At 38.3% G+C, this 17,513-nt stretch carries 17 protein-coding genes; 4 read left to right on the plus strand and 13 right to left on the minus strand.

All coding sequences use genetic code 11. The annotated features are described in order from the left end of the window. From ACJAZP_RS18450 to ACJAZP_RS18470, 5 genes are all read right to left on the minus strand, one after another. Positions 1-827: tyrosine-type recombinase/integrase (locus ACJAZP_RS18450; RefSeq protein WP_415232217.1), on the minus strand; the 827-nt coding region annotated here is incomplete at its 3' end. Between the two features lie 203 nt (positions 828-1,030). Beyond that, a complete protein-coding gene (locus ACJAZP_RS18455; RefSeq protein WP_415232218.1) occupies positions 1,031-3,091 on the minus strand; it encodes a replication endonuclease in 2,061 nt (686 codons plus the stop codon). Next, positions 3,078-3,293 carry a hypothetical protein gene (locus ACJAZP_RS18460; RefSeq protein WP_415232219.1) on the minus strand — a complete coding sequence of 72 codons (216 nt, stop codon included), beginning with the start codon at positions 3,291-3,293 and terminating at the stop codon, positions 3,078-3,080. Before ACJAZP_RS18460 ends, ACJAZP_RS18455 begins: the two co-directional genes overlap by 14 nt. 78 nt (positions 3,294-3,371) lie before the next feature. Then, a complete protein-coding gene (locus tag ACJAZP_RS18465; RefSeq protein ID WP_415232220.1) occupies positions 3,372-3,839 on the minus strand; it encodes a phage regulatory CII family protein in 468 nt (155 codons plus the stop codon). A gap of 71 nt (positions 3,840-3,910) precedes the next feature. Continuing rightward, complete coding sequence (locus ACJAZP_RS18470; RefSeq protein WP_415232221.1) at positions 3,911-4,165, minus strand: pyocin activator PrtN family protein; 255 nt, start codon at positions 4,163-4,165, stop codon at positions 3,911-3,913. 168 nt (positions 4,166-4,333) lie between these two features. Here ACJAZP_RS18470 and ACJAZP_RS18475 point away from each other — a divergent pair, with 168 nt between their 5' ends. Next, the gene (locus ACJAZP_RS18475; protein WP_415232222.1) at positions 4,334-5,041 is read left to right on the plus strand and encodes a helix-turn-helix domain-containing protein; all 708 of its coding nucleotides are present in this window, start codon (positions 4,334-4,336) and stop codon (positions 5,039-5,041) included. Between the two features lie 779 nt (positions 5,042-5,820). After that, positions 5,821-7,239 (plus strand): DUF2971 domain-containing protein, encoded by a 1,419-nt coding sequence (locus ACJAZP_RS18480; protein WP_415232223.1) that lies wholly within the window; start codon positions 5,821-5,823, stop codon positions 7,237-7,239. Between the two features lie 386 nt (positions 7,240-7,625). Here ACJAZP_RS18480 and ACJAZP_RS18485 read toward each other — a convergent pair whose 3' ends face one another. The 4 genes from ACJAZP_RS18485 to ACJAZP_RS18500 all read right to left on the minus strand — a co-directional run bounded on the left by ACJAZP_RS18485 (position 7,626) and on the right by ACJAZP_RS18500 (position 11,385). Next, positions 7,626-8,732, minus strand: coding sequence for a hypothetical protein (locus ACJAZP_RS18485; RefSeq protein WP_415232224.1), 1,107 nt, complete (start codon positions 8,730-8,732; stop codon positions 7,626-7,628). A gap of 40 nt (positions 8,733-8,772) precedes the next feature. Beyond that, entirely contained in the window at positions 8,773-9,339 is a 567-nt protein-coding gene (locus ACJAZP_RS18490) for a DUF6988 family protein (protein WP_415232225.1), read from the minus strand. Between the two features lie 535 nt (positions 9,340-9,874). Next, positions 9,875-10,258 carry a hypothetical protein gene (locus ACJAZP_RS18495; protein ID WP_415232226.1) on the minus strand — a complete coding sequence of 128 codons (384 nt, stop codon included), beginning with the start codon at positions 10,256-10,258 and terminating at the stop codon, positions 9,875-9,877. Between the two features lie 41 nt (positions 10,259-10,299). After that, positions 10,300-11,385 (minus strand): hypothetical protein, encoded by a 1,086-nt coding sequence (locus ACJAZP_RS18500; protein WP_415232227.1) that lies wholly within the window; start codon positions 11,383-11,385, stop codon positions 10,300-10,302. Positions 11,386-12,101: 716 nt separating this feature from the next. On the opposite strand from ACJAZP_RS18500, the gene ACJAZP_RS18505 reads away from it, so the two are divergent. Continuing rightward, complete coding sequence (locus ACJAZP_RS18505) at positions 12,102-13,136, plus strand: IS110 family transposase (RefSeq protein WP_415232228.1); 1,035 nt, start codon at positions 12,102-12,104, stop codon at positions 13,134-13,136. Between the two features lie 721 nt (positions 13,137-13,857). Here the strand turns inward: ACJAZP_RS18505 and ACJAZP_RS18510 are convergent. The 4 genes from ACJAZP_RS18510 to ACJAZP_RS18525 form a co-directional block, all read right to left on the minus strand. Continuing rightward, a complete protein-coding gene (locus tag ACJAZP_RS18510) occupies positions 13,858-14,919 on the minus strand; it encodes a hypothetical protein (protein ID WP_415232229.1) in 1,062 nt (353 codons plus the stop codon). Positions 14,920-15,039: 120 nt separating this feature from the next. Continuing rightward, a complete protein-coding gene (locus ACJAZP_RS18515; protein WP_415232230.1) occupies positions 15,040-15,516 on the minus strand; it encodes a hypothetical protein in 477 nt (158 codons plus the stop codon). Positions 15,517-15,569: 53 nt separating this feature from the next. Then, positions 15,570-15,872 carry a hypothetical protein gene (locus ACJAZP_RS18520; RefSeq protein WP_415232231.1) on the minus strand — a complete coding sequence of 101 codons (303 nt, stop codon included), beginning with the start codon at positions 15,870-15,872 and terminating at the stop codon, positions 15,570-15,572. 140 nt (positions 15,873-16,012) lie between these two features. Next, a complete protein-coding gene (locus ACJAZP_RS18525; RefSeq protein WP_415232232.1) occupies positions 16,013-16,477 on the minus strand; it encodes a hypothetical protein in 465 nt (154 codons plus the stop codon). Positions 16,478-16,756: 279 nt separating this feature from the next. Between ACJAZP_RS18525 and ACJAZP_RS18530 the strand changes: the two genes are divergently transcribed. Next, positions 16,757-17,513: IS110 family transposase (locus tag ACJAZP_RS18530; protein WP_415232233.1), on the plus strand; the 757-nt coding region annotated here is incomplete at its 3' end.

A 17,513-nucleotide genomic window follows, 5' to 3' on the forward strand; every position in this document is an offset into this window, starting at 1 on the left:
AATGAAGTGATAGGCAGGTTTAATTCTGTGCGGGTTTTAGTGATCGGACCGGGTATTGACCAAAGATCCGTTTTAAAACAGATATCACTCCATTTTGTTTGCCTTGTTTCACCTAGTCGCGTGCCATTCAGCAGCATAATTGCAACTAAGGCGCGGGCGGGAACACTGGCAGATTGTGCATCAATAAACAGCTTTGCAACCTGGTAATATTTAAGTCCCGGACGCTCGGCGGTTTTACCTACCTTAATAAAATCACTAAACTCGAACGATGATATGGGATCAGGCTTAATCAGAAAGAGCTTTGCCGCCTGAGCAACGGACTGCTTTAAAATAATCCAAATATTTTTAGCCGTAGTCATTGCATATTTTTGCTGTATCGGCTGAAAGAAATGTTTATCTAATGCAGCGTAAGTGATCTGATTTAGCGGTAATTCGTCAACCAAGGGTAATAGATGCCGGGTGATCGCCCAACGTATAGTCGTTTTACGCTGTTTTGTGATTTGACTGTTCTGTTCAGTACGTGCCAAATACCATTTTAAAAGCTGTCCAATGGTTTGAAATTCGCTTTCTGGCTCCGCAGTATCAGCAATTAAATTGTGGCTTAAATTAGCTAAAATATCTTTTAATTTAATGTTCGGATAACTGCCGATTTTTTCATGTTTTGATTTGCCATGAGTCGATCTAACTAAATACCAGCTACCCTTACTTCTGCATTTATGCAAGCGCAAACGAAGCGGATAACGCGCATCACGGAACTCGTTAAATGCAATATCTTGCTCTGCAGACTTTAACGCCGCAGCAGAAAACTTTATCACTTTAGTTGTCATTCTAAGCCCTTAAAACGCCGCAAACAGACCTTAATTACACCTTTTACGCACAAATAATTGTATGAATAATACCTCTAACAAAATAGCCAGTTAAATTATTCCATCACACATCCGCGACTTTGCAAAAATAATAGAAATAAATAGGCAACGGTGCATAGTGTATTGCTTACTTAAATCAAAAAGACCGCTTATTTTTCCTATACTCAAACTTTACTATTACCAGCTTCTTCAAATCGCATCTGAAAACCAATATCGGAGTTTACTAACCAGACCCTACGACCATCTGGTATCTTAATTCGGCAGCCCTGCATAGCTGGACCTAAAAGATGATCATCGAGCTCAACCCCTAGATAATTAAAATGGTCAAAAACCGCTTGTTTAAGTAGCGATAAATCCACCACCGTACAGTTATTGACAGAACTCCAAGGTAAAGAACTGTCGTTCTTTTGACGGTCAAGATCACCCTCGGCGTCAGCCTTAAAAATACTCCAGGCACCGTCATGGGTAATCATAGTCTTTGCAAAAGAGCCAATCCCTTTAAGCTTTTTAACCTGCTCGCCATAGGCATTATCAACCGGCTTGTAAACCATACGAATAAGAGAGTCTGCGCGAGCGCAAAAGATGCCGCCCATCGCCTCAATAAACATGGCCCAATTACCCGAGTCCGCGGCAATACGCGCCACTTCAATTGAGTCATCCTGTTTTACTCGTGTGTCTGGCTCCAAACGGCGCAGCTCTCGCCATACCGAAACTGACGGGCCACCAATTTGCTGAAATTGGCGAATACCCCACAGGCTTGACCAACCACAAACGGCTTCAGCTGCTTTGTCTGCACTCGTGCCCGGCTCTTCATTGTCCTCATTCACCTTATAACCATCGATATTCTTAGCGATATATTTAGCGATGTACCCCGTGGCAGATCCCTTTTCAGGGTCGATTTTTTTATAATCAAAGCGGGGGCTGATGCGCTTGGCAATATCTTCAATTAATACTGCTGTTTCTTGCGCCTCACCGTCAACAAACAGAGCATCTTGTTGCTCTTGCTCAGCAACAAATTTTCCCCATAGGCTAAACTCGGCATCACCAACCTGCAGTTCGTCACGGTTTTCTTGGGTGAAATAGTCAGCAAGCACATAACGAATAATTTGCTCATGCTCTGGTTTGAAGAAGAAAAGCGCATGCCAGTGCGGCGTGGCGTCATGGTGCGGCTCGCAAACGCGAAAGCCAAAAAGTTCCACGTTCAGGCGTTTTAATTTAGCGCGCGCTTTTGCCCAGATAGCGGAAAGGTACTTCTGGGTTTGTTTAGGGGCAAATCCTTGATAATGCTTGTTTTCAACCGACTTGCCATTTTTAGCCACGGTAAAAGCGTGATATTTAGACGGTGCAGTCAGGGTAAAAAAGCCACCGATTAAGCTGTTTTCTTGGGCGATATTTTCAAAGCCGCGCATGCGCACCATTAGCTCATGGCGTCGGATCGCCGGGTTAGCAATCGAACCCTTGACGATATCAAGCATATTGATCTCTTCGCCCGTCTCTTCATTGCGCGCCACCAACAGGGCAAGCGCCTTTGCGCTAGCTCGTTTGCGAGATCTAAATTCGCGCTTACCCTCATCGCTTAAATAATCGGAAACACCTTTGCGAACACGGCCACGTACTATTTGGCTATGTTCGCAAAACTGTCTGTATGCCTGTTCTATTTTTCGTTCCCACCACTTTTCATCCACCAAGCGAGCGATACGGAATAACGACAATTCATCCTCAACCCTGTTTTCATAATCGACAACACTTTCCTCTTCAAACCGCTCAATTTGCTGAGATGGTGTTTTAGGCGTAAACCCCCATTTATCTGCAATTTTTTTCTGTATTTTTTTGGCGACATCAACCACACGAACAGCAGGGCCAGCTAAATCAACCACCAACTGATGACAATCTCGCGCATGTACGTACGCCTGCCTTTCACGCAGCCCATCGGTTGTCAGCAATGACAAAGAAACCGGAAAGCCATCAATTGCTTTTTCAATCCGCTCCATCGTGAGGCGAAACCAAATATTGGCGCTGCGCCCACTGCCGCTTTTCATCATGTAGTGATCCCACTTCGCCACATACTGCTTATAAACCGATGCTGCAAGATCAACAGGCAGCTTCTCGCTTAACTGCTCAATCGCCAGCCTTTCGCAAGTATCCCATTCGCTTATAATGCCACGGTGCGCATCTTTTAACGCATTTTCAGGCTTTGCCCGAAATACCGCACTAGACACAGTCATGCACAGTGAGCGCATCAAGCATGGAAATATCGCAATCAGCCAGATGCATCACTGTAAAGTACAGTTGATCCAACACCCGTACGCTCATTTCACGAACAGGAAAATACGCCACGCCTTTCGGTAAACCTCCCTGTTTGCAGATATACACCTTTTCGCTTTCGGGAATATTGTCCCAAGCGCTTGAGTTTTTCTTTGTTTGCATAGCTATTAACCCCCTTAGTTTGTAGAGCGGATCGTGAGGAGTCTCCCCCTCATCACTCACTTGATATAAGCGCCACAGTTACAATGTGGCTAATCCAATCGTCTTGAAATCGTGATTACCTAAAATCTTTAAATGAAAGGTCAGCAAACGGCTTAGCGGCACGCCCGTTGGATTTGATTGCTTGGATAATTTAAGGCGGTCCAGTTCGTGGAACTGATTCAGCGGAAGATTGATGTGCAACTGCTTTAAATCCGCCGCACGACAAAAAATATTGCGATCGACGTGAACAGAAATCATATCGAGGTTTAGCAGCAGGCTATTGACGATGCTGTAGTTGCCGCTGTCTTTGGTGAATAGCACTAAATCATCAGCCGCTAAGCGGTGTGGTTGAGCTGGGTTTAATTTATTGTGTAACACCGAAGATTTAATGCCTGTGTTGTGCAAGAGTTGCAGAATTTGTTCATTTTCAGCAAAGGCACAGCATGCATTATCATGCCCCTGCTGTGCGGACTCATGGAAACTGCCTATTTCATTTATACATTCCATCGTAAATACTCAACTCAGCTAAACAAAAGAAAGGGTTATAATTCAGTTAATACATCACTGGCTGACACCGATTAATGATTGACTGATTTCCATTCTTTTTCTGCAGTTTCGTACTGCTTATCAATATATGCTGCTAAATCTTCAACTTTTACTAGGGTGGGGCTACGCTCTGAAACTCGCAGTTTTAAGGTTGGGAAAGGCAAGTCACACGCCTTAGCTTTTTGCTCTGCAGTGATTGGGGTGATACCCAAAAACTCTTTGCTGATATCTTTTAAAGCAACAAAAGGACTTTTAAACCGAGCTAGCAATGCAAAATTTGTATTCATAAATCACCTGTGCGACTATCATTAGTTAACTAAAAGCAATTACAACGGATCTCAGCTTCATTTAATTGCTTTAATTTATTTAGCTCAATTAAAGGCGGTTTTAATCGCTTTGTCAATTAATTTAACTCGCTTAGTTTAATTGATTTAATTACGAACACTTGGTGGATTATGCGTGAATGGTTTTTAAGTACGGAATTAGTGGGTATTGATACCATGCCGGGCTCTCTTGCGGGTATTTCACAAAGAGCAAAAAGAGAAAATTGGAACAGTCGAAAAGCTAGTGGTGGCGGACGCTCTCTCGAATACCACATTTCCAATTTTGATACTTCAGTCCAGCATCAATTATTTGATAAGATCTATGGTCCTCACTCTCTTAAGGAGTGTCTGATTGCCAAGCAGCAAGGTGAAGATGTAGAGCCTTTCGAAACTATAACAGAATCAGAAAACACCACTAAATCCAAATACATTGAACTAGACTTTTACGATGTGGAGGTAAGTGCAGGGCATTGTTCTTTAGTTATAAAAGAAGATCAGAGCAACAGCCCCATCTTTAGCCGCCAATTTATTGAGAATGAAATTGGAGTTAATACACAAAACATATTCCTGATGCCAGTCAAAGGCGACAGCATGGCTCCCACCCTAAAAAACAAAGCCATTATAATGGTGAACAGAATTGAAGAATTTTCAGGTGATGGGATTTACGTGTTTCGATTCGATAGCCAACTTATGGTTAAACGCCTGCAGTTTACTAAAACCGGACTAAATGTCGTCAGCGACAACACCACCTACGAACCATGGCAACTCACCCGTGACAAACTCTCCACCGAAAATTTTAAAATAATAGGTGAAGTAGTTTGGTCAGGCCAAAGAATATAAAAAAATATCTGAAAGAATTCTATAAGAATTTCAAGAGAATTCTATAAGAATTTCAAGAGAATTCTATCTTGTAGCTCAAAGTGAAGTACTTAGTAGATTAGTCAACTGACTCAGGACGAAGAGTACTCATATGATTGTCAATTATGCTCATTCGTTTTGCTTATGGAGTTTCTTTTGATATCTTATTCCCTTTGAGTTATTAGCTTTTGGGGAACCCCCCATTGCTACGAATAGCATATAGTATGAAGAGTCCTTACCAATACGGTAGAACAAGTCACTGTTATAAGCTTTTAACTCAACACCCACACCGGCAACGTGTAAGTCGCTCCTCTCTCTCACGATATGTATTATACCCCATTCGACGTAACCCAGTGAAAAGGATACGTTGGATATCAGCTTCAAATGCAGACTCTTCGATACACCAAACTTAATCTTCTTTAGTTTCATCAGAAAGTGAATTAATTGTAGTGATGATTGAGTTTTGCATTTGGTGTTTTCCTTTACCCAAAGAAGATAAGAGCGAGTAGCTTTTCTATCTCGCTTTGTGACCCAAACTGATACAGAAAACTAAGTCGCTTCCGCCCCCTAAGCGCCTTAAAATCGAAGCTAATTATTAAAAAAGCAAAATGAAAGACCTGAACCTCTGCCTTCTTTCACTATAATTCTATTTTTCTTGTTGAACCATATGCATTGAAAGTAGTGTTATGCATTAATTTACATATTTACAATCAGTAGTATTATTGGTGGTTCTTTGATTTAACCTGTATACGGAATGCTACATGTCAATAGTTACCTTTTATCGTTTCCGAGCCATAGAAAACCTTTTCGGAGACTACAGTGAGCTTGAAAAGCAATCTATCTTCTTTGCCCCACCACACTTACTTAATGACCCTGTAGAAGGCTTTAAGGACATTTACTGGCAAGGCAATGAAATTCTATGGACGAACCTTTTTAATCACTACCTATTGTGCCTGATGAAATGGTGCATTGAATTTCAAATAATTGGTGATGATTTTGACTTAGAAAAACACTTCGATGCATGTGTGACTGTTGACGATCTGCACGAAAATTTTCAAGTAGAGTTTTCAGTTATCTCAGATAGGTTTATTGGCAGTGATTACCTCAAAAACCTTATAAGTGGGATATCTATCCACAGAGGGAAAGTTGAAAATAGTGAGCTTCAATGTTACTTGAGGATTATCCATCCCTTTGCACTATATTGCATCTATGAAAGACTAGATGAAATATCTGCCGTACCAGAGAATTCATTTAAAAATATAGATTTTTCATCCCTGAATAAAATCAATGACGGGTACTTTGCTGATCTCAAAAAGTTAGAAGCTGAATACGGAGAAGATAAAGTACGTGCATTTCAGAAATCAAACACCTTCTTTTTTGAGCAAAGTTATGTAGCTCTTACTTTATCTAGTGGCATGTCAAAATTTAGCAAGAATCTATTTACTACTGCGTTTACTAGTTTATACGTTCAAAAACTAGAACAGTTGATGTTCCCAGATTGGTTTACAGCATGCTTTATGAGCGAATGCACTAACTCGTCTGTTTGGGGTAATTACGGAAAGAATCATACTGGTGTGTGTATGGTTTTTTCAACTGAAGTCGATAGTGTTGGAAATAGCAATATTTCTCTAGATGGAGCTATTCATGGATGGGGCAAAAAAGGAGCTATTAAAGGTAAATCGCCATTTAAGTTTTACCCAATTGAATATGAGCACAAGTACGAATCAATCAACTTCTTTGACTCTATAGGTCAACTACCAGTTCCTTCTGCGTACAAGAATTGGTTTTCATTGGATGGGGTAGTTAGCCCACTAGCGCAGAACTACACTGATGAATGGAGGCAACAATATTGGGATAACTTCTACAAATCAGTCACAAAAAAAACCAAGGATTGGGAATACGAGAATGAGCATAGGTTATTGATATGCAATATGTCCGGGAGTTACTCACAAACAGATACCACTCTCCGATATGATTTTAAAACGTTGAAAGGGATTATTTTCGGTATCAATACATCTGATGAAGACAAAATCCAGATTATTAAGGTTATAAAGAATAAAGTTAAAGAAAATGACCATTATGACTTTAAATTCTATCAGGCATACTATTGTCGAAATAGTGGAGAAATCAAGCACTATGAAATGTCTTCTCTTCGATTTAAACCGTCGATGTTGGGTTAACTCGGCAAGTAATTTAAAGTTTGCCATACATGAGTTAATCCATTTTTACTAATTTAGAAAACCACCTAATACTGAAATGTCCATTTCCAATTTACGTGCTAAATTACTTTGGCATAATTATTCAATCAGGCGAGTTTGTATATAAATACCATTTTGCACAGCATTGGGAGTTAGCGAGCTAGAAAGAAAACGTAAAAACAGGTAAATAATGCGCCATGTCTATGGCACTTTGTGCTTCGAAGCGCCTCAAAAATCTTCAGGCTTAAGCCTGTTTTACTCAACCACAACAATTAAGATAATTTAAAGCCTTTGCTTTAAATTAGGGGGCAATCCATGAAAAAAGCTAAAATCACAATGCTTGCATATAAAGTAATTTCCTGAATATATTATAATATTTTCGCATCTTTTAGGCGTTTATGAATGTGATCGTATGTAAGTGGCTCTGTGTAGTCTACTTCCATAAGGGTGATATCTAAAGTTTTGCATATAGCCCTTTTCCTTTCGTCACGTTCTTGTAATGCAATTAAAGCAGTTTCTCCCCCCCAGATTGATACTGGCTGATAATGTTGCTGTCCTTGATATTCGACTCCTAGCTGTAAACTTGGAATATAGATATCAAGTTCAAGTCTTTCTAGCCAATCAGGGCGGTGATGCCTAATAATTTCATGTTCAGGGAAAACACGGCTAATTATCTGATAAAGAAGGGTTTCACTAACCCATCCTTCACCCACTTTTTTGAATCCGAACTCTTGGCGAACAATATTTTCAATTTTGTTTTTAAATTGATTTTTAAGTTCTTGGCTTTTTTTTCTCAACCTGATGTATTGTTCTTTTTCTTCTTTTTGAATACTGAGGCGGGATGTAAATATTTCTAGGGGGTTATCTTTATTAAGAGCCATATCCCCAAATTCATGTACTCGATCATACTCCTTCTCAAACTCATCTTGTGCGCTTTCAATTTCTTGAATTAGTGATTGATAATCTGTAGGACACACTTCATCTAAATACTGAAAACTGGTTGTACTGATACCGAGTCGTAAATAAGACTGTTGAATATACCATCCAAAACTTTGCTTAAACTGCCCACCGTACATCTCATGACAAAACCTTTGCGTAGGCGGGATTAAGTTACACCTATGACAAATTTTCGGTCTGAAAGAAAAGTTTTCTAGATTAACACTCCCATCAAGATCTAAGCTAATTTTTGCCAAAACATCTGGTGCATTAAAGCTATCAACAGTAGTTTCTCTCAAAGGGTTTGAATTACGTTGAGGTTGAAAGCGTTTGTTGAGTTCTATAAGGTTATCTAAAGCAGAACGGTTACATTCACAAATAATAACATCACCTCCCTCAGCCTCAGAAAAAGCAAAAAAAGCACCATAGTGGTTTGGATAATGAACCACAGGGTAAGGTAATCCATCTTCTATACAGTTTCCTCCAAGGGATACTGGAGGTAAAACTTTTTTTCTACGAGGAGATCGTTTCTTGGCCATGAAATATAGCTCATTTGATTTGCGTAAGTGGGTTTGACGATTAATTTAAATCATTGCTAAATAATAATTTTGATACTTCAAGTACCGCATTTTCTGCAACTTTTTCACCACTAATTAAAGCAAGTTGCCCAGAAGCTAATAACCCGTAATTTAAGGAAAACCTTAACATGTCTGAAATAAATTTTTCATTGTAATTAGACCCAATGTTGTTTTTTGAAATACGCCTACTTATCTGAGCTGAACCCGCATGTGTCAAACTGTTAAGACTTTTCCAATTCAATTTCTTTGCTATAGATAACTCACTTATTTCATAATCTATGTTTTTACAACATGCTTCGACTTGTTCGACTAACAAAGAGAAGGGTTTGTTAAATTTATCACGATTCAATAACTCAATATCAGCTTCTGTGGAACAATACTGAAACCACAACCCCTTTGTGTAACACTCAAATATACAGCGCAGTAATGAACTAGCTGAACCATATAGCTTTAACTCTGTAAGAGTCACAATAGACCAAAGATGCTCCATATAAAGTGAATAATATGAAGATGATATTCGAGTAGAATTGGTTAAAGGTAAATCAATTCCATTTAAACCAATTTCCAATTTAAGAAGAATTTTTTTGATTGTTCCATGTTTATCCCAAAGATTTTATATTTGTTAACCGACAATAAAATAGTTAGTTACAATTATCGAAGCAATACAGGAGTTTAATAATTTCAACGTATCACTTTTTTGCTTCTGCCGAGGTAAGTAACTATTTAAAATATAGAATGCGTATGCAGCTAAAAACCTAATTAGTAGGTTTTCAAACACAGCTATATATTTTCCCGAAGTTAACAAATTTACAGATAGAGTCAGTTCTAATACACCCAATAGCGGAAATCGTTCTGTTGATAACATCAGAATGAGGAATACAAAGATACCTAATACCAATAGATGTCTCTTATTCTTATCTTTAAATAAGCTCAATGAACTTTTTCATATTTCTAAAAGCTTTATTATATGGTTTGCCCGGGAGTTATAGTGTAATAGTTAATATGTGAGTGAATAAAAAAGCCACCGATTGAAATAACATAGCGGGGATAGAAGGTGTAAAACGGCTCGTTAAGTGTTTATTTCAACCGGCTTGAGCGAGTTATTAATTTTCATATGGATTACTATCTACTCCGGGGTAAACAACTGGTATACAAAATTTGATTCTACTTTCGGATTTATCTTTATTGTTTGATTGCCCTGACGCACCTAAACCTATTGATACAACAGAGAGTTTAAAACCTGCTTTCGTTTGAGAACCTTCCTCAGCATACACAGCCACATCAAATTCTACTTTTTCTACTACGCGGCTTTCGTTTCCCACGTGCATTTCTGTTCCTGTCCGCCCATAAGCTTGCGACGGGTTGGTGCTCACTGTTACGTGTAAAGGGTTGATCATAGCTCCAGAACCTTTTAGGTCTTCATTGGCTTCTGTAATGGCCCCGGATATTTGTACTAACGATTCTTTTATAAATTCTTTTAAATCCAATTTAATATGCCTCCAATTAAAAAAATAATGCCTTAATTATATTATTTCATGAAGAAATAATATTTATTGTCATCCTGTATCTCGCGAAATGAAACGACACGCTTATTTACCCTAAGAATAGAAACATACTCTTTTGTACTTGCTACACAAACAAACTGTTCACTCGGTTGGAACGTGTAGCCATCGGTATACTTTTCCCGTGTAGTAACAAATATAAGTGGTGCGTTATAACCATGACGGAGTGTTGTTGACAACAAAACTCCATCCGATAGTGATTGCATTACCTTGAAGTGGCCTAAATCATAAACAGATGTTTTATTGGGGCGAAAATTAGACATCCCAATCTGATCAGCAAGAGGAAAGTTGTCTATAAAATCTAGGCTAGACATGTTTTTGCACCCATTTGATGATGCATTATTCAAAAACATTTTTGATTCAAATTCAGTGCCTATTTTAGTAATTTCATTGGCAATCACATCGAATGATTCTTTTTCGCGAGCCATCCACTCAAAATAGTCGCGATATTCTGGATGATTCCTTATCAAATTATTCGAGAGAATAATTGCAGCTATGCCATTGCCATTTTTATTCTGCTGAGCTGATTTGCAGATCTTCTCATCTATATCATGGGACTTGCAATAATCGAGCAGTTTTTGCTGGATCAGAAAACTATCATAACTATTTATTCTGTCTGCATTTCCCTGCACCACAGATTCATTAAAGTCATCAGAATACTTAGCAAATTGCGCATCTAACCATGATAGTGTTTCGGCTAAATCTAATGATGTGGCATAACTAACATCACGCATGCGTTTTAACTCAACCATATTATTCTTGTTGTTGGCCAGTTCAGCATTTTGCTCGCGCTTCACAGTATCCATTTTGTTATAAATATCAGTCATTCTACTTAATGGAATGAACTTTACTCTATCGCCAATCATCAATGGAAGACCAGAATTGAAATCTGCGAATATTTTTTGAGTTTTAGAATCTGACCACTGTTCAACTCTTTCAGCAAAGAGTTCATCAGAATTTTCTTGTGGTTTAACAAAAGTATCAATAATTTTAGAGTCAACCATCTTGCACCCAGAAAGAAGTGCAACCAAAATAATTAATGTAAATCGCATAATTAGCCCTTAATTATATTCCGTTATATTTTTATTGATGTATCCATTTTATAAGCTAAAACCTGATAATTTATGTAATTACATTGTGAATAAATTCCTCTATAAAATATCCGCAAAGCCTATTGTTGAAGGAATTTACCCATCAAACACAGGCACCTACAATCACTTCTTAATGGTACCAGACTAAAATTAAGCATCAAAACATTATGAAAAAATAAAATTTAAATGATCAAAAGTGAGAGTTCTGTGCTTATGCCGTGAATACATAAATTTCAGTGAAGTAATGCATTGATATTTTTTAAAGCACATCACAGTGATCTCCATACACGAAATACTTATTATATTAAGTCGTTGATTTTTATTGTAAAAATAGCAGTTTCATAACCAGACCAACACAAACCACCGAAAAGGAATAGCCAGTCAAGGATATTTACTTTAAAACGGCAGACCAAATATTGTTTTTTTTCTTGGAGGATTTTTACAATCCCAAATAGCTAAATGTGTTAGCAATTCATTTCCTACCTCGCTTGGAGGCTATATCTAGAGCACCGATGCATTACGGTCGCTATTGGGAGAAAGTGAACATAAATGGGGGAGTATAAACAAATTTAATAGAGCAAAAGCTCTAGGGCGCTTTGTGATGTGATGGACGCCCCTCCCCAATGGCGTTATGTTAGCCATAATTAGATTAGATTGTTTAATCAAAGGAGCATCGCATGAACATTAAAGTGGTTGGTATTGACTTAGCAAAACATTATTTTCAAGTCTGTGTTCTTACCGAAGAAAATAAGATCCATTCCAATAAAAAAGTAACAAGAGCACGTCTTTTAGATGTCGTTCGTCAATTTCCTGAAGGTACACTCATCGCAATGGAGGCATGTGGTAGCTCAAATTACTGGGCCCGTACTTTTGCAAAAATGGGATTTAAAATAAAATTAATTCCACCTCAACACGTTAAACCCTTTGTGGGTCATCAAAAAAATGATGCTAATGATGCCCGCGCTATATGCGAAGCCGCTTGCCGCCCTAGCATTCACAGTGTCCCAACAAAGACGGTTGAGCTACAAGATATAAAATCAATAAGGTGCATAAGACAAAGTAGAGTCGAGCAACGTCTTGCCGCAGCTAATCAATTAAAGAGTTTAGCCAGTGAATATGGTGTGATCATAGCAAAAAGCTTTAAATGCTTAAGAGAACAAGTTCCGATTGCGTTAGAAGATCCAGATAATGAATTATCTCTTATTATGAGACGTATTCTTCATGATTTATTAGAAGAAATTAATGTTCTCACACTCGAAATAAAATCATTAACCCATGATCTTGAATCTCTCTGTAAACAGCAACCGCGTTATCAAGCATTGTTGGCTATTCCAGGGTTTGGGCCAATTGTAGCTGCCGCATTTTTAAGTCAGGTTGGCTCAGGAAAACAGTTCTCAAACGGTAGGCAATTATCTGCATGGTGTGGCTTAGTCCCTAGACAGTTTAGTTCTGGTGGAAAAACAAAGCTGGGGAAGATAACCAAAAATGGCAATAATGAATTAAGAGCATTACTAATCCATGGTGCGAGAGCTGTTTCTAAATATACACCTGAACGCACGGATGCGTTAAGTCGTTGGTTCAATGCCCTTGCATTACGAAGCGGTAAGGCAAAAGCCATTGTTGGTCTTGCTAATAAATTAACGCGGATTGCCTGGGTTATTGTTACAACAAACGATGAATTTAAAGCGAGCTGTGCATTTAAAACAGCATAATTATTTAACAAAAAGAATAGAGAATATTTTTACACCCTAGTTTAAGTTTGCAATGCTTGATGAAAAACGGTCAACCGTTCCTGTAAAAACCTGCTTTGGGGCTTGGCATGTAAATGTCGACTTTGTGATTAGGAGACAGGACTCGGATTACATCATGGCGCAGGTTATTGATAACCTACTGAGACGTCGGATATATGACAGCAGACTGTAATCTTCATTAAACTTGCAATAAACGGGGCGTCCATATATGCCCCATAGCGAGCTACGGAAGCAACTCACTAGCGCCCCCCAAGCGACTTAGAAACCTATAAATTACAGACCAAATTCACCCAACCTCAACAGTACTAATAGTACATGCTAATAGTGTGCGACATCGTATGTTTTGCTATCTGTTCCAGTTGTTGCATATTTTGCAACAACTGAATCTTTGTCCAATTCGCCATCTTTAAAGACGTTGTTTAATTGATTCGACTAAACCAGTTATATATCTGATGGACACCTAAATAGAACAAAATCCTAAGGCACTTTGTGCCCCTTTCCGAGTTAGAAACCTGTCTCGCTAACGCCCCCATAGCGACTTACAAACAGTTAAACAGTGACCAAATTAATACGGATACTGCGAAGCTAGTTTTTGGGGATTTTTGCTGCGTTTACTATTACATTTGTCAGCCTCGCTGATATCTAACCTCAATAGAAACTTCTATTTTGTTAGTTCTCGACATTAGCCTATAATCTTTAGTTTTCCTCCACCAACGAAGGCCAATTTTCCCGGGAAGATACAACTGAGTCCTCCCCAATAACTTCCCTGAATGTCTGTTGCAAAGACAATCTGACCATCTCCACTAAAGCATAAGAGTTTGTCATCATCGACTACATAAATTCGCCCTTGACTGTCTACAATTGGTTGGCAATGCCCCCAATTAGAATCATCGTGGAGCTTATATCCCCAGCACTCCTGTCCAGAGGCAGTCAATTTTGCCAAATACTTGTGAGATCGGGCTATCCATGCTTGTGATGAATATTCGGCAAAAATCGCAGCGCGAGGATACGTACCAAGTAGATCCCCATCAGCAGAAAAAAATGCAGATTTTTCATCGTCTAATGAGCCAACAGCGGACACATTTTGCCGATTAATCGTAGGCAAGAGATCTGCGCATTTAAAGTCAGTAGTCCAAACCTTTTGTCCGCTAAGACGAACGCGGCAAAACCCTACCCCATGATATCCAGAAATAGCCAATGAATTGTCAGGATAAATAGCGGGCGGTAGAATATCGTAGCCAAAATCGACTACCTCCTTCACTTCCATTGCATCCAGACAAAAAACCAAACCATCAGTACAGCCTAAGATCAGATCTCCTGTATCAGTCAGGTTTGGAGATACACCTGAATCATCAAGCTGTTCTTCGATATCATGTTGGAATACACAGTCACCACTATCACTATAAACACATATAGTATTACCAAGAGAAACTAAGCATGAACCACCTTGAAGAGCCACAGGAAATGCATGAAGTATGTCTGGCAATTCTACTGACCAAAGGATCTCACCAGTCAGTGTGATTGATGACAAAAAGCGATCATAAGCAACCCGTAAGGTCATTGTATCTGTGACCACACAACCTCCTCGTTCATGATAATCAATTTCAGACTGATTATGTGGAAGCTGAACTTCAAAAAGAATGTTGCCGTGATCTGGTCCTGGTATTCCAACATGAGATCGATTTGCACGATCACACCCCGTCCGGGGCCAATACGATTGTGCAAGTTGCATTTTTTGGATCATAACCTTCCTTGATTGATACAGGAACTTTCTGAATAGATTTTACAGCTTGCCAACCTTTCTATTTACAGCTTGTTTAACGCCCATATAAGGTGTCGGCGGCACAACGCCCATCCATATTAGTTAGGTTTTTATTGTACTGTGAAATAGCTTTATAGCTTCTTCAGAAGAATAGACAGTAACTTGTTCTTGATTATGAGCTTGAACTGAATATCCCACAGAGCTGTTTTCTTCACGTTGGAATACTGCTAAATATGAAGATTTTTTCCATGATTCATGTTTGTAAGAAAAGTAAAATTCAGCTAAAAATTTACCGGTTAGCATTTCTCCTCCAGGCTTAACTCCATTACCAACTTTGTTATTTTCCCAATTTCCCCAGTGTTCAGACTCTGCAATCTCTGTTGCTATTTCTTTGATTTTATCTCTAATTGGTTTAACAAAGCGTTTGGAATACGAGCTAGAATCAAGCTCTTTCAATGATTCTTTAATAATAGGAATTAAATCAGTATGGTTTAATCTCTTCGCATTTAAATATAAATTTTCTAATTTTTTGCGATCATATTTACCCGATTTAATATCATTGATAATTTTATCCGACACCGAACGCTCCTCAAAACCTAACGTTTACAGTAGATAAAATAGGTTCAATCTACTCAAATATTTTTAATAACTATCGCCATTAAGCCATTTACATTATACGGCACTGTATCTAGACAGGCGACATTAGTACTCAGCTCTTTATTTAAGAAATTTATTGTTCCTTTAATAGTTTTTTTGAGAGCTACAACCTCTTGTTTTTTAGAAGAAGCATCTTCTGTAAAATAAACAAGTAACTTCCTGGAGTCCCCAAACGTCTCGAACTTTACATTTTTAATTTGGGCGCCTTCATTACAAAGATTCTGAAGTCCAGTTTTTAGTAAGTTAACGTCATGTGCTTTAAATATTTTGACTTGCATCTCTTCCCTCATTTAGATGATATAAATTTTGATATCACTAACGTCACAAACACTGGCGCGTAGGTTGGCACTGTTATTGCTAACTTTTTGTTTGGCAAAAACCGCAACAAACGTAATGCGTTCAGTGATTTGCCTTATATTTAATTTAAACTTTCATTTCTGGCTAATTCTTTGAGAAATGCTTTTTCTTTTTTTCTATATGCCCACGTAAATCCATAGTTCTTAAAAAGAAAATTATCATTGTTAAAATGGATAATTCTAGAGAATTGAGAAGACATATTTTCAGACGATGTTGACAATATTGTATCGTCATTCTCAAGAAAATATTCCCACCAAGAATTTACATTATGCTCTACGTTCTCAAACATATGCATATATGTTTTAATTCGGTCAACCCTGTGAGAACGGTTGATGCCCATTCTTTTGATTTTATTAAAGTCATTCTCAATAAAGACTTTGAGTGCTTTCTCTGTTATACCAACCACTCGCCATACATCATCATATTGGGCGAATAATTCTGTTAATAGTCTTGTTTTTCTTTTAATTGGCATTTTCATTTTAGATATAAGCAAATAATCATGATGAAGATCCGTAATGAATATCATTTATTTTAACCTTTAATATAACGCTGTTTTAAGCAGCAAATGGAAAAGGCTGGGCACCCATACCTTATACTCTTTTAAATCATCACGTTAAAACAAATATCATACTCTAATCAATTAAACCTTAATACCACATCGTATACCCACAACCAAAAAACTGGCATATAAGCTAATACCGGTTGTTCAAATTGATACTAAAAAATAAAAAGCTAAGGCGATGTATGGACTCCACAACTCTAGTAATTAGCCTAGAGTTACGGTAACTATTAAGGAGATCATACAATGTTGAAATCTAATATTATCGGAATCGATTTAGCTAAAAATATTCTTCAAATTTGCCATATCAGTAAACACGGTGAGTTAATCAGTAATAAAGCAGTTAGCCGACAAAAACTAAAACAGCTCCTAGCAAATCAGGAACCTGCGGTTGTTGCTATTGAAGGCTGTGGTAGTAGCCATTATTGGGGGAGATATGCAGAAGAGTTTGGCCATGATGTGCGGATCATTAGCCCTAAGAAAGTAAAAGGTTTTTTACAAGGTCACAAAACTGACGCTAATGATGCTTTGGCGATTGCAAACGCATCGCTACAGATAGGGTTAAAAACAAGTAAGCCCAAAAGTGAAGAACAGCAAACTTTACAAACATTAGACACAAGCCGACTGTTCCTATCTCGCAGTATTACTGCCCTAGGCAACCATTTGCGAGCAATGCTATATGAATATGGCATTGTCAGTACTGTCGGTGTCAAAGGGTTAACTAAAGCCATAGTGGAGACACTTAATGAAGCTAGCTTATTGCCTGAGTGTTTGCGCTCAATTGTTAATCAACTTTGGATGACCTATTTACACCTAAAAAAAGAGTTAGACCAGTTAATTAAAACCAAAAACAGTCTGATCCGTCAGTTACAGCCTTGTAAATCATTAATGGATTTAGAAGGCGTTGCTGAAGTATGTGCTGGCATGCTGTATTCATCCATTGGTGATGGAAAGCAGTTTAAAAGTGGGCGGGAGGCATCGGCTTTTATAGGGTTAACACCTA

The organism is Psychromonas sp. (genome assembly GCF_047632955.1).
Lineage (GTDB): Bacteria > Pseudomonadota > Gammaproteobacteria > Enterobacterales > Psychromonadaceae > Psychromonas.

What these genes read in the sequence shown, in the direction of transcription:
- ACJAZP_RS18455 (WP_415232218.1), bottom strand. Translation starts at nt 3,091, where the DNA reads ATGACTGTGTCTAGTGCGGTATTTCGGGCAAAGCCTGAAAATGCGTTA.
- ACJAZP_RS18460 (WP_415232219.1), bottom strand. Translation starts at nt 3,293, where the DNA reads ATGCAAACAAAGAAAAACTCAAGCGCTTGGGACAATATTCCCGAAAGC.
- ACJAZP_RS18465 (WP_415232220.1), bottom strand. Translation starts at nt 3,839, where the DNA reads ATGGAATGTATAAATGAAATAGGCAGTTTCCATGAGTCCGCACAGCAG.
- ACJAZP_RS18470 (WP_415232221.1), bottom strand. Translation starts at nt 4,165, where the DNA reads ATGAATACAAATTTTGCATTGCTAGCTCGGTTTAAAAGTCCTTTTGTT.
- ACJAZP_RS18475 (WP_415232222.1), top strand. Translation starts at nt 4,334, where the DNA reads ATGCGTGAATGGTTTTTAAGTACGGAATTAGTGGGTATTGATACCATG.
- ACJAZP_RS18480 (WP_415232223.1), top strand. Translation starts at nt 5,821, where the DNA reads ATGTCAATAGTTACCTTTTATCGTTTCCGAGCCATAGAAAACCTTTTC.
- ACJAZP_RS18485 (WP_415232224.1), bottom strand. Translation starts at nt 8,732, where the DNA reads ATGGCCAAGAAACGATCTCCTCGTAGAAAAAAAGTTTTACCTCCAGTA.
- ACJAZP_RS18500 (WP_415232227.1), bottom strand. Translation starts at nt 11,385, where the DNA reads ATGCGATTTACATTAATTATTTTGGTTGCACTTCTTTCTGGGTGCAAG.
- ACJAZP_RS18505 (WP_415232228.1), top strand. Translation starts at nt 12,102, where the DNA reads ATGAACATTAAAGTGGTTGGTATTGACTTAGCAAAACATTATTTTCAA.
- ACJAZP_RS18510 (WP_415232229.1), bottom strand. Translation starts at nt 14,919, where the DNA reads ATGATCCAAAAAATGCAACTTGCACAATCGTATTGGCCCCGGACGGGG.
- ACJAZP_RS18520 (WP_415232231.1), bottom strand. Translation starts at nt 15,872, where the DNA reads ATGCAAGTCAAAATATTTAAAGCACATGACGTTAACTTACTAAAAACT.
- ACJAZP_RS18525 (WP_415232232.1), bottom strand. Translation starts at nt 16,477, where the DNA reads ATGATATTCATTACGGATCTTCATCATGATTATTTGCTTATATCTAAA.